Annotated in this window: 9 protein-coding genes; 5 read left to right on the forward strand and 4 right to left on the reverse strand. The window is 69.2% G+C overall.

The annotated features are described in order from the left end of the window. Positions 1 to 143: 143 nt before the first annotated feature. From egtD to B7Z76_RS04935, 3 genes are all read right to left on the reverse strand, one after another. Positions 144 to 1091 carry an L-histidine N(alpha)-methyltransferase gene (gene egtD / locus B7Z76_RS04925; RefSeq protein WP_291342495.1) on the reverse strand — a complete coding sequence of 316 codons (948 nt, stop codon included), beginning with the start codon at positions 1089 to 1091 and terminating at the stop codon, positions 144 to 146. Between the two features lie 3 nt (positions 1092 to 1094). Beyond that, the gene (gene egtB / locus B7Z76_RS04930) at positions 1095 to 2273 is read right to left on the reverse strand and encodes an ergothioneine biosynthesis protein EgtB (RefSeq protein WP_174502597.1); all 1179 of its coding nucleotides are present in this window, start codon (positions 2271 to 2273) and stop codon (positions 1095 to 1097) included. An 82-nt stretch (positions 2274 to 2355) separates the two neighbouring features. After that, positions 2356 to 3375: an NAD(P)/FAD-dependent oxidoreductase gene (locus B7Z76_RS04935; RefSeq protein ID WP_291342497.1), complete on the reverse strand. Its 1020-nt coding sequence runs from the start codon at positions 3373 to 3375 to the stop codon at positions 2356 to 2358. A 69-nt stretch (positions 3376 to 3444) separates the two neighbouring features. Between B7Z76_RS04935 and tsaE the strand changes: the two genes are divergently transcribed. The 4 genes from tsaE to trxA are packed head-to-tail and all read left to right on the forward strand — an operon-like array spanning position 3445 to position 10706. Further along, positions 3445 to 3894 carry a tRNA (adenosine(37)-N6)-threonylcarbamoyltransferase complex ATPase subunit type 1 TsaE gene (tsaE, locus tag B7Z76_RS04940; protein ID WP_174502599.1) on the forward strand — a complete coding sequence of 150 codons (450 nt, stop codon included), beginning with the start codon at positions 3445 to 3447 and terminating at the stop codon, positions 3892 to 3894. Next, complete coding sequence (locus B7Z76_RS04945; protein ID WP_291342500.1) at positions 3891 to 6851, forward strand: PD-(D/E)XK nuclease family protein; 2961 nt, start codon at positions 3891 to 3893, stop codon at positions 6849 to 6851. The genes tsaE and B7Z76_RS04945 overlap by 4 nt, the downstream gene beginning before the upstream one ends. Further along, positions 6848 to 10321 (forward strand): double-strand break repair helicase AddA, encoded by a 3474-nt coding sequence (gene addA / locus B7Z76_RS04950; protein WP_291342502.1) that lies wholly within the window; start codon positions 6848 to 6850, stop codon positions 10319 to 10321. Before B7Z76_RS04945 ends, addA begins: the two co-directional genes overlap by 4 nt. Before the next feature lie 58 nt (positions 10322 to 10379). After that, the gene (trxA, locus tag B7Z76_RS04955) at positions 10380 to 10706 is read left to right on the forward strand and encodes a thioredoxin (protein ID WP_174502601.1); all 327 of its coding nucleotides are present in this window, start codon (positions 10380 to 10382) and stop codon (positions 10704 to 10706) included. Between the two features lie 80 nt (positions 10707 to 10786). Here trxA and B7Z76_RS04960 read toward each other — a convergent pair whose 3' ends face one another. Next, entirely contained in the window at positions 10787 to 11839 is a 1053-nt protein-coding gene (locus B7Z76_RS04960) for an aldo/keto reductase (protein WP_291342505.1), read from the reverse strand. A gap of 280 nt (positions 11840 to 12119) precedes the next feature. Here B7Z76_RS04960 and B7Z76_RS04965 point away from each other — a divergent pair, with 280 nt between their 5' ends. Beyond that, entirely contained in the window at positions 12120 to 12791 is a 672-nt protein-coding gene (locus tag B7Z76_RS04965) for a MotA/TolQ/ExbB proton channel family protein (RefSeq protein ID WP_174502603.1), read from the forward strand. The last annotated feature ends 2 nt before the right edge of the window (positions 12792 to 12793 follow it).

The raw sequence follows: 12793 nt of genomic DNA on the forward strand, positions 1-12793 counted from the left end.
CCCGGGTTTCACCCCTGTCCTGTCCCGGGCCTGAAACGACCGCGTTCAGGATCGGGACACAAGAGCACGTTCCGATCCGAAAGGATCGGATGTCGTGCTCTATCATATTGATAATTAGAGCATCTTTATCCGATCAGATGATTCTATCTGATCGGATGATGCTCTAGGAGCTGGACGGAGAACAGGCGATCCGGATCCGTCCAGCTTTCGGCCACCAGCCAGCCCGCCTCGGCGGCCAGGGTGGCGAAGCGGGCCTCGGAAAACTTGTGGCTGTTCTCGGTATGGATCGTCTCGCCGGCAGCGAATTCGATCCTGCGCCCGGCAACGCGCACGCTCTGCGGAACCCGGCTTTCGAGATGCATCTCGATCCGGCGGAACCTGTCGTTCCACACCGCCCGGTGGCGGAACAGCGCGGGGTCGAAATCGGCCTCGGCTTCCCGGTTCAGCCGGCTGAGAATGTTGAGGTTGAACGCCGCCGTCACCCCCTCGGCGTCATCATAGGCCGGGATCAGGATATCCAGCGACTTCTCGAGATCCACCCCGATCAGCAGCGGCGCGCCGGGCCCGAGCGCCCCCCGCGCCCGCCCGAGAAACGCGACTGCTTCGTCGTGATCGAGATTGCCGATCGTCGATCCCGGAAAGAAGCCGAGACGCGGCATCCCCGCGATCGCTGCCGGCAGGCGCACCGGGGCGAGAAAATCGGCGGCCACCGGATGCACCGCGATTGCGGGATGACGCCGCCGCATCCGCGCGGCGAGTGCGGCAAGCGCGGGGGCGGCAATGTCGATCGGGACATAGGCGGCGCTCTCCAGCGGGCCGAACAGGAATTCCGCCTTCCCTTCATCGCTGGCGCCATATTCGACGAGCGCAGCACCGGGCTCCACCCACGCGCCAAGCGCCGCCGCAACCCGCGGCAGCAAGGCGCGCTCGGTGCGCGTCGGGTAATATTCCGCAAGCCTTGTGATCGCCCCGAACAGCGCGCAGCCGGGCTCGTCGTAGAACAGCTTGGGCGGAAGGCTCTTGCGCGGTGCCGTCAGCCCGGCGAGCGCCTCGGCAACGATGTCGGTTTCAGGCGATGCCAGCCCCGACACCGTTCAGCTGTCCCGCGCGAGACGAAGTCCCGCGAACTGCCAGCGTTTGTCCGGATGAAAGAAGTTTCGATAGCTCCGCCGCGCATGCCCGTCCGGCGTTGCCATTGAAGATCCGCGCAGAACCATCTGATTTATCATGAATTTCCCATTATATTCACCGATCGCGCCGGCAACCGGGCGGAAGCGCGGATAGGGGCGATAGGCGCTTTCGGTCCATTGCCAGACATAGCCGGTCATCTCCGCGAGGCGCGGATCCGCCGCCGCGGCTTCCCATTCCGCCTCGGTGGGGAGTCGCGCGTCGCACCAGCGGGCATAGGCATCCGCCTCGTACCAGGAAACATGCATCACCGGCGCATCGGGATCGAGGCTCAGCACGCCTTCGGGGCCGAAGCTGGACCAGCCATCATCGTCGTACCGCCAGTAGAGCGGCGCCGCCCAGCCGCCGGCACTCGCCGCTGCCCAGCCGTCGGCCATCCACAACGTGCTGGTCCGGTAGCCGCCATCCGCCATGAAGGCGAGCCAGTCGCGGTTGCGCACCAGCCGGTCGGCAAGGCGATAGGGCTCCAGCCATACCTGGTGCCGCGGCCCCTCATTGTCGAAATGAAACCCACCCCCGGCGAACCCGATCTCGACGAGCCCGCCGGGACAATCGACGAAGCCGTCGCCGCCGGGCACCGCCGGGGTCCGGGCAAAATGCGGTATCGGCGCCGGGGCGAGGCGGTTCTGCGCGAAGGCATGGGTAATGTCGGTGATCAGCAGTTCCTGATGCTGCTGCTCGTGATTGAGGCCCAGCACCACCAGATCGGCCGGCGCCCCGCCGCGTTCGATCAGGCCCTGCATCGCAGCGTCGACATGCGCGCGATAGGCGGTCACCCGCGCGCCATCGGGCCGGGTGATCAGCCCGCGCTCAGGGCGAGGCTGCCGTTCGCCGACCGAATCGTAATAGGAGTTGAACAGGAACTGGAAGGCCGGATCGAACACCCCATAGCCCGGGGCGTGGGGCAGCAGCACGAACTGCTCGAAAAACCAGGTCGTGTGCGCACGGTGCCATTTCGCCGGGCTCGCATCCGCCATCGACTGGATGCACTGATCCTCGGCTGAAAGCGCCCGGGCAAGGTCTTCGGTGTGGGCACGTACGCGTTCATACGACCGGGCCAGGCCGGGCGGGGTGTAACCATCCATCGCAATCCCTCCGATGCCGTTCACAAGACATGGACGACCGGGGGCGGTTTGTCAGCGCTTTTTTGCCTCCGGCACGGCAAGTTCACGCGACGCCCGGCACGCCTTTCGATGTCGAATATTCGAAATGCAGCGCCTGTTCGGGGTGAACGATCGGATGGATCGCGTGCGCCGCCATCGCCGCCTCGGAAAATCCCTGCAGGATCAGCTTCAGCTTGCCGGGATATTCGGCGACGTCGCCGATCGCGAAAATGCCGCGCGTGCTGGTCTCGCAGGTGGACGGGGTCACGAGAACGTGATGGAGGGAAAGTTCGAGTCCCCAGGTCGCGACCGGGCCGAGATCGGTGGCGAGGCCGAAAAACGGCAGGAGGACATCCGCCTCGAGATGCCGCGTCGCCCCGTCGAGATCGGCAACCTCGACCGTGTGCAGCGTGCCGTCGGCGCCATGCAGGGCGTGCAGCTGGTAGGGGATCACGAGATCGATTTCGCCCTCGGCCGCCGCCGCGGCGAGCTGCGCCGCACTTTCCGGCGCGGCGCGGAATTTCGCCCGCCGATGCACCACGGCGATGCTCGCGGCGATGCCCCGCAGGGCCAGCGCCCAATCCACCGCCGAATCGCCGCCACCGGCGATCACCACCCGCTTGCCGCGCAGCGCCTCGCGCCGCTTCACGTAATATTGCACCGCACCGCTCGCCTCGTAGGCGGCCAGCCCGGCAAGGGGCGGGCGATTCGGGCCGAACGCGCCGGCACCGGCGGCGATGATGATCGCCTTGGCGCGGACAAGATCGCCCTGGTCGGTGCCGATGGTGAAATCGCCGCAGGCGCCGGAAATCGCCGTCACCAGCCGCCCGAGCAGGCGCGGCGCGGCAAAGGGGGCGATCTGCCGCTCCAGATTCTCGATCAGCCCCGCCGCCTCGATCGCCGGCAGGGCGGGGATGTCGTAGATCGGTTTCTCCGGGTAGAGCGCGGCGCACTGGCCGCCCACCTCGCCCAGCGCATCGATCAGCACGGCGCCGAGTTTCAGCATCCCGCACTCGAAGACAGCGAACAGGCCCGCCGGACCCGCGCCAATGATGGCCACATCTGTGGTGATCGTCTCTGCCATGCCCCATGCGTAGCCGAAACCGCGCACGGGTCAACTTGCAAAGACCGGCTGATCGGGCAGGATCGATCAATGGGGATTCGAACGATATCGCTCAGCGGTGAGGACGCCACCGCGGCGCTGGCGCGGCAACTGGCCGCACATGCGCGCGCCGGTGACGCTTTCCTGCTCTCGGGCCCGCTTGGCGCCGGGAAATCGACCCTTGCCCGCGCCTTCATCCGCGCCCGCGCCAATGATGCCACGCTCGACGTGCCGAGCCCGAGCTTCACCCTGGTGCAGACTTATGAACTTGATCCGCCGGTGTCACATTTCGACCTCTGGCGCCTCGGCGGCCCGGAGGATGTCGCCGAACTCGGGCTGGATGCGGCCCTAGCCGGCATTGTCCTGATTGAGTGGCCCGACCGGCTCGGCCCGCTCGCGCCTCATGAGGCTCTGGCGATCGCGCTCGACTGGGACGAGGGCAATCACCGCACTGCAACGATCCGTGGCCCAGATGCCCTGCTCGAAAGATTTCTGCCATGATCCCCAAGGTCCGGTTCGTCGGCGCCGATCGCCCGTTCCTGCTTGAGCTTGCCCGCGCCTGGCTGGAGACGGCGGCGCATGCCGGCCGCGACCCGGCCGATGGCGTGCTGTTCCTGCCCACCCGCCGCGCCGCCCGCGCCGCCGCCGCCGCCTTTCTCGAAGCGAAAGACGGGCCCCTGATCATGCCCCGCATCGCCGCGATCGGGGCGGCGGACGAGGCCGCCCTCGGCATCCTCGCCGGGCTCGACCTGCCGCCGGCGATCACCGCAGAGGAGCGCCGCACCATCCTCGCCCGGCTGATCCTGAGCATGGGCGGGCGCGACGGCGCGCCGACCACCCTCGCCGCCGCGCTGCTGCTCGCCGACGACCTTGCCCTCCTGCTCGACACCGCCGCCCAGGCCGAGATCGAGCTTGCCGACACGCTGCCGGGAATCGTGGCACCCGAACTCGCCGAACACTGGCAGCGCACGCTCGATTTCCTGTCGATCGTCACGCGCGCATGGCCCACGATCCTTGCCGAGCGCGGCGCGGTCGATCCGGCGGTGCGCCAGCGGATGCTGCTCGATGCGCAAGCCGAGCGCTGGCGCCTGGCACCGCCGTCGCACCCGGTCTGGCTCGCCGGGCTTGCCGCGGCACCGCCCGCCCTGTCGCGCCTCGCGCGTGTCGTCGCCAGTCTGGACCAGGGCTGCGTGGTGCTGCCCGGCTTCGATCCCGACCTGCCGGACGAGGCATGGTCGATGCTCGATCGCACGCCGTCCCATCCCCAGGCCGGATTCCGCCGCCTCGCCGAGGCGATCGGCGTGCAGCGCGCGGAAATCCATCCCCTGCACGCCCCCCTGGGCGCCCCCCTGCCCCCCCCCCTGGGCACCGGGGAGACGACCGGCCGGGCGGGCCGGATCGCGCTGCTCCGCGATGCGTTCCTGCCGATTCCGCCCGCGGCGGAGGGCGTAGCGGCGGCGGATGACGGACTCTGGCGACTTGATGCTGCCGATGAACAGGACGAAGCGCGGGCCATCGCGCTCACCCTCCGCGATGCGCTGGAAATGCCGGGGCGCGATGCCGCGCTGGTCACACCGGATCGCGGGCTCGCCCTGCGGGTGGCCGCCGAGCTCGAACGGCTCGGCATCCGCGCCGAAGACAGCGCGGGCGAACGCCTCGCCGACACGCCGCCGGCAATCGTGCTGCGCCTGCTCGCCACCTGCGTCGAGAGCGGCTACGACGCCGTGCCCCTGCTCGCGCTGCTGAAACATCCGCTGGTGACGGCCGGTCAGCCGCAGGGGCAGTGCCGCGCCCTCGCCCGCCGGCTCGACCTGCTGCTCCGCCGCGCCCTGCCCGGCCCCGGCTTCGCGGCCATGCGCCACGCCGCCGATCACGAGGCCGCGCACGAGGCAGCGCCGGATGATCCGCTGCCTTCCTTCCTCGCCGATCTGCAGCTTCGCCTCCGGCCGATATCGTCCGGCCCGGCGAGCCTGCCGCCGGCAACCCTTCTCGCGGGGCTGATCGCGGCGGCGGAAGCCATCACCGACGATCTCTGGTCCGGCGAGGCCGGGGCAGCGCTATCCGAGCATCTGGCCATCCAGCTCGCGGCACTCGACGGCCTGCCGGACGTCCAGCCGGCGGAACTCGTCCCGCTGCTCGACGCGGTGCTGGGCAGTGCCCGGCTGCGGCGCCCGCGCGCGCGCGACGCGAACCCGCGGGTCGCCATCTGGGGCATGATGGAGGCGCGGCTGCAGCGGGTCGACACGCTGGTTCTCGGCGGCATGGTCGAGGGCGTGTTTCCCGCGGAACCCGATCCGGGGCCCTGGCTGTCCCGGCCGATGCGGCGCGCCGCCGGCCTGCCGGACGATGCCGAGAAGATCGGTGAGGCGGCACACGATCTCGGCATCCTGATCGGCGCGTGCGACGAGGTGGTGCTGTCGGCGCCGCGCCGGCGCGGCCGCGCCCCGGCGGTGCCCTCGCGCTTTCTGGCGCGAATCGACCTCGGGCTGCGGGGGAAAGGCGGCGTGTTGCGATCACACCCGGCGCGCCAATGGTCCGCCAGGCTGGACCAGCCCGGCAGCCCGACGCCCGGCAGCCCGACGCCCGGCAGCCCGACGCCCCGCCGCACGCGGCCGGAGCCGCGCCCGCCGGCGCATGCAAGGCCATCCAGCTACTCGATCTCGAAGATCACGACACTGCTCGCCGATCCCTACGCCATCTATGCCAGCGAGGTGCTGAAACTGCGCCCGCTCAACCCGCTGCAAGCCGAGACCGACGCCGCGATTTTCGGCACCATCACGCATGATGCGCTGATGGAGGTGGCATGCTCGCCGAGCTGGGCCAGGGCAGAGGACGCACCGCGCCGGCTCGCCCATGCCTTCGCCACCGCCTTGCGCGCGCGGCGCCTGCGCCGGGCCCTCGAGGCGTTCTGGCTGGTCAGGCTGGAACGCATCGCCGGCTGGATCGTCGAGATCGAGCGCGCGCGGCTCGCCGAAAAGGGCGAGGCGGACGATATCAAGGTGGAACGGCCCGGCGCCTGGCGGTTCGGCCGGTTCACCGTCGATGGCCGCGCCGACCGCATCGAGCGGCGAGGCGATACGCTTGCGATCATCGACTACAAGACCGGCAGCCCCCCTACCGACCGGGCGGTGGAGCAGGGCAAGGCACCGCAGCTGCCGATCGAGGCGGTGATCGCCGAAGCGGGTGGCTTCCCCGGTTTCGCCGGCAAGGTCGCCGAACTCGCCTATTGGAAACTGTCCGGCGGGGCGACCGAGGGGGAGACCAGGGCCTTGTTCGGGAACAAGGCCGAATCGCTCGATCAGGTGATCGAGGCGGCGCGCACGCAGATCCCCCCCCTGCTCGCCCATTACGCCGATCCCGCGACGCCGTTTCTCGACGCACCGCATCCCGGCCGCAAACCCAAGGATCAACCCTACGCCGGCATATCCCGCCGCGCCGAGTGGCAGGAGGACGCATGAGCGACGCCATCGCAGTGGCCGAGGCAGCGCAGCGCGCGGCCTCCGACCCATCGGTTTCGGCCTTCGTCGGCGCCTCGGCGGGATCGGGCAAGACCAAGCTGCTGACCGACCGGCTGCTGCGGCTGATGCTTTCCGGCGCACCGCCCAGCCGCATCCTGTGCCTCACCTTCACCCGCGCGGCGGCCGCGGAGATGGCGATCCGCCTGCGCCGGCGGCTCGGCGACTGGGCCATTGCGACGGATTCCCGGCTCGATACCGATCTCGCGGCACTCGACATGCCGACCGATACGGCGACGCGGCAGCGGGCGCGGATGCTGTTCGGCCAGGTGCTCGACCTGCCGGGCGGCATGCGGATCGACACGGTCCACGCCTTTTGCCAGTCGTTGCTGCGCCGGTTTCCGCTGGAGGCGCAGATCTCGCCGCATTTCGCCGTCGCCGACGAGGCCGAAGCCGCCAGCCGCCGCCGCGCCGCGCGCGAGGCCGTGCTGGGCGATGACAGCCGCACGGCCGAAGCCGCACTCAGGCTTCTCGCGGGGCAGATTTCGGAAACCGATTTCGCCGGCCTGACCGACCGGATGCTGACCGACGCCCAGGCGAGGCTGGCGAAGCTCGCATCCCGCTACGAAACCGTCGGCGGCATCGCCGCCATGCAGGCGGCGGCGCTCGATGCCCCCGAAGCCGACGAGGACGCGATCCTGCTCTCGATCGTCGAATTCGACGATCGCAACATCCGCGCCACTCTTCGCGCGATGAGCGAGCGCAGCTCGGACAAGGCGCGGGAAAAGGCCACCGCCCTGCTAGCCTGGCTGGACCTGCCGCCAGCGCAGCGGGTTGCCCGGCTCGATATCTGGCGGGATGGATTTTTCACCGGCGCCGGCGCACCGCGCGCGATAACAACGCTGTTGAGCAAGGCGCTGGATGCCGCGGAGCCGGCACTGCGGACATCGATCGAGGCCGAACAGGCACGGCTGCTGCGGATGATGGACCGTCTCGCGGCGCGGCGCCTCGCCGATCTTTCCGCCGCCCTCGCCCGGCTCGCGCTGCCGATCCACGCCGCAGAACAGGGGGCGAAACAGCTCAATGCGCGGTTCGACTATGCCGACCTGATCGCCCGCGCCGCACAGCTTCTGGTCGATCCCGGTGCCGCCTGGGTGCTCTACAAGCTCGATGGCGGGATCGATCATATCCTGCTCGATGAGGTGCAGGATATCGCACCGGCGCAATGGGCGGTGATCGACGCGATCGCGGCGGAGTTTTTCGCCGGCACGGGGACGCGGCCCGATGGGATGCGCACGGTTTTCGCGGTCGGCGACCGGAAACAGTCGATCTACTCCTTCCAGGGCGCCGACCTCGCGAGTTTCGACGCCTGGCGGGCGGGCATCGGGGCCCGTGTATCCGCCGCCGGGGCGCGCTGGCATGAAGGCAGCCTCGCCACCTCGTTCCGGTCCACGGCGCCGGTTCTCGCCTTGGTGGACAAGGTGTTCGAGAGCGGGCCGGCGCGCGCCGGCGTGGTCATGCCCGGCGAGACGCTCGCGCATGGCGCAAGCCGCGCCGGACAGGCCGGCTCGGTGTCGCTGTGGCCACTGGTTGCCGCCGATCCCGATCCCGACCTGCCGCCCTGGGCGCCGGCAGAGACCTATGCCGAACAGGCCTCGGCGCGGCGGCGGCTCGCCCGGGCGGTGGCCGGATGGATCAAGGCCAATATCGGCACGATGCGGCTTGAGTCGCGCGGGCGCATGCTCGCCGCCGGCGATGTCTTGATCCTGGTCAGGCAGCGCAACGAATTCGGCATCGCCCTCACCCGCGCGCTGAAGGAGTACAATGTCGAGGTTGCCGGGCTCGACCGCATGGTGCTGACCGAAACCCGCGCCGTGGCCGACCTCATTGCGCTGGCCCGCGCCGTGCTGCTGCCGCAGGACGATGTCGAACTCGCGACCGTGCTGGCAAGCCCGCTTGGCGGCCTGTCCGACGAGGAGCTGATGCGGCTTGCGCTGGGCCGCAAGACCTCGCTGCGCGATACGCTGTTCGCCCGCGCCGACGAGTGCGCCGCCTTCGCCCAGGCGCGTGATCTGATCGCCGAAGCGCAGGCGCGGGCTGATTTCGTCACCCCCTACCGCTTCTTTGCCGAAGTGCTCGGGCCGATGGGCGGCCGGGCCCGGCTGCTCGCCCGGCTCGGGCCGGAAGCCGCCGAGCCGCTCGACGAACTGCTCGCCACCGCGCTCGACTATGGCGCGCGCGAGGCGCCGAGCCTGCAGGGCTTCCTCGCCGCGCTCGATGCCACCGCGGCCGAGGTCAAGCGCGAGGCGGAGGCAGCCGGCAACGCGGTGCGGCTGATGACCGTTCACGGCGCGAAGGGCCTGCAGGCGCCGCTGGTCATCCTGCCGGATACGACCGGACAGCCGGGGAAAGAGGCGCGCGAGATGATCCACTGGCTCGAAGCGCCGCAGGATGGCGGCGAGGTACCCATCTTCTGCCCCCGCGCCGACATGCGCAGCGCCGCGGTGCAACAGGCGCTTGCCCGGAGTGCGGCCCGCGCCGCCGAGGAATATAACCGGCTGCTCTACGTGGCGCTGACCCGCGCCGAGGACCATCTGGTCGTCTGCGGCGCGGCGCCGAAGACCAAGCTGCCGGACTCATGCTGGTACGAGAGCGTGCGCGCAGGTTTCGCCCGGCTCGACGGCGTTGCCGACCGCGCGGCGGAAGTGCCGCTGGAAGGCAGCATCCTCTGCCTCGAAACCGCGCAGACGGCAGCGCCGGACCGGACCGCCGCCGTCACCACGACGGTCGCATCGCCATTGCCGCACTGGATCGGCCCGGAAACCGGCTGGCGCGCGGCGCCGCCGCCCGAGCCCAAGCGCCGGATCGACCGCCTGGTGCCGAGCCGCAGCGCCGAAGGCGAAAGCGCGGGGCTGGCCGCTTCCTCGCCGCTGGCGGGCCACGAAACCGGCCGCGCCGCCGGTCTCGCACGCGGCCGGCTGATCCATGCGCTGTTGCAGCATCTGCCCGATCTTGCGCTCGCCGACCGGCGCGAAGCCGCACGCCGCTACCTGGCGCAGCCCGCTCACGACCTCGACGCCGCCGAACAATCCGCGCTGATCGAGGCGGTTTTCGGAGTGCTCGACCATCCTGAGATGACGCCGCTGTTCGGCCCCGCCTCGCGCGCCGAGGCGCCCGTGGCCGGCATTGTCGGCGGCGTCGAAATCGGCGGGCTGATCGACCGGCTTGCCGTGCTGCCCGACCGGGTACTTGTCGCCGACTACAAGACCGACCGCCGGCCGCCGGACGATCCGGCTGGAATCCCCGAGGCCTATGCGGCGCAGCTTGCCGCCTATGTCGCAGTGCTCGGCGGAATATATCCCGATCGGCGGATCGATGCGGTGCTGGTCTGGACATCGCAAGCCCGTGTCATGCCGGTCCCCGCCGCGATGCTGGCCCGGCATGCGCCGAAGCAGGACCAGCCATCCGCTTGATCGTCACGGGGCAAGACGCCATTCTCTCCTCAAACGCATCGCTTCAAGGAGCATTATCATGGGTGCAGCCACGAAAGCCGTGTCTGACGCGGAATTTTCCAACTCGGTTCTCGACTCGAAGGAGCCGGTCCTGGTCGATTTCTGGGCAGAATGGTGCGGTCCCTGCAAGATCATCGGACCGTCGCTTGAGGAACTCGGCAGCGAATATGCCGGGCGGGTTACCGTCGCCAAGGTGAATATCGACGAGAACCCGATGACCCCGACCCAGTATGGGGTGCGTGGCATCCCGACCCTGATCCTATTCAAGGATGGCAAGCCGGCGGCACAGCATGTCGGCGCCGCGCCGAAAAGCGTGCTGAAGGCCTGGCTCGACAAGAACATCTGACCAGCCCTGCGGGTGGATGCTGCGTGCTGCATCCACCCGGACCGCCCAGCCCAGCACCCGACGCATAAAGCATCATCCGCTCAGAGATGCGGCCCCAATAGCGCGAGATCCGCCGGGCCGAGCCGGTCCTTCGCGGTCTGTGCCTGGTGCCAGTAGGGGTAGTGCAGCTTGCGCTGGCTTACCGCATCCAGCATCGAGCGCTCTTCCTTGGTCAGCGTCAGGCTGGCCGCGCGCAGATTGTCCACCAGTTGCTCCTCGTTGCGTGCGCCGATGACGAGCGAGGTGACCGCCGGCCGTCCGAGCAGCCAGGCGAGCGCGACCTGCGCCGCCGAAACGCCATGCGCGCCGGCCACCTCGACCAGCGCCTCCACAATGTCCCAAAGCCGGTTTTCGTCGTGGATCGGGGGTTCGCTCCACCCGGCAAGCTGGCGTGTGCCGGGCGGCGTATCCTGGTTGCGACGATGCTTGCCGGACAGCAATCCGCCGGCGAGCGGGCTCCAGACCAGCACGCCCAGCCCCTGATCGATCGCGAGCGGGATCAGTTCGTTCTCGGCCTCCCGCGCTTCGAGCGTGTAGTGGATCTGCTGGCTGACGAACCGTTCGTGATTCGTCCGATCGGCGATCGCCAGCGCCTTCATGACATGCCAGGCGGAATAGTTCGAACAGCCGACATACCGTACCTTGCCGTGGCGGATCAGCATGTCGAGCGCCTGCGTCGTCTCTTCGAGCGGGGTCAGCCCGTCCCATTCGTGAACCTGATAGAGATCGATGACATCGGTTCGCAGCCGCGTCAGGCTCGCCTCGCAGGCCGCGATGATGTGGTGGCGCGACAGGCCGCGATCATTCGGCCCCTGCCCCATCGGAAACCGCACCTTCGTCGCGATCAGCAGACCCTGCGGCCGCTTGCCGCCCAGCGCCTCGCCGATGATCTCCTCGGCGCCCCCGGTAGAATAGATATCGGCCGTATCAACGAGATTGACACCGGCATCGACGCACATGTCGATCTGCCGCCGGGCCTCGGCGCGCCCGACATTGCCGACCTTCCCGAACACGCCGCGCCCGCCCATCGTCATGGTGCCGAGCGTCAGCGTCGAAACCTTCAGGCCGGATCGGCCGAGCTGGCGATAGTCCATCGGGAGGCTCCCTGCGTTGTTGTGGCAGATGTCGTGCGGCGCGGCCGCCGGAACAAGGGCGCGACCTGTCACGCGCCGCCGCGCGCGGTGCGCTATCGTAACAACTGTCATCGAGGCTTCACACTACAGCGCCGCTCGCTGGTCTACACGCGATTTGACGGGAGGCGGTCCGCGATGCGGGCTCGCCCCGTTCTGTTTGTCGGGCAAAACGATCCGGCCGAAGTCCTCCCGCGCCGTCACCGGCCCGGGAATGCTCCGGGCGGAGTCTCGGAGAGTCAGCATGACCCTGGATTATATCATTCACCTCGCGAATTATTCCGACGGGGTACTTTACGTTCTCGCCGGTCTTTTCGTCATCGCCGTCGCGGTGATCATCGACCGGATGTGGTATCTCCGCCGCGCGATCCTTCGCGGCAGCTCGATCGTCCGCCGCATGGCCGCCATGGGCCGCGTCAACGAGGACGATCTGACGACGCTGCGCGACTATGCCGGCCGGATGCCGGAGGCGCTGCTGCTCGACACCGCCCTGAACCACATGCACGATACCAACCACGCCTCGATGAACAGCCGCATGGACGAGGCGATCATGCTGGTAGCCCCCCGGCTCGACCGGCGGATGTGGGTGCTGGATACGATCGTGACGCTCGCGCCGCTGCTCGGCCTGTTCGGCACGATCATCGGCATGTTCCACGCCTTCTCGGTGCTTGCCACACCCGGCCATGCGCCGGCCGAGGTGACCGGCGGCGTGGCCGATGCCCTGGTGGCCACCGCCTGCGGCATCTTCATCGCCATGATCGGCCTTGCCACCTTCAACATGCTGCAGAACCAGGTCCGCCTGATCATTCATCAGCTCGAGACGATCCGCACCATGGTGCTGAACCGCACCGATGGCGCGCCGGTCGTGCCCCATGCCGGTAGCCGCCCGGCGATCCGCACCGCGGTGGCGGCCTGATT

The organism is Acidiphilium sp. 20-67-58, from assembly GCF_002255515.1.
In the GTDB taxonomy this organism is placed as follows: domain Bacteria; phylum Pseudomonadota; class Alphaproteobacteria; order Acetobacterales; family Acetobacteraceae; genus Acidiphilium.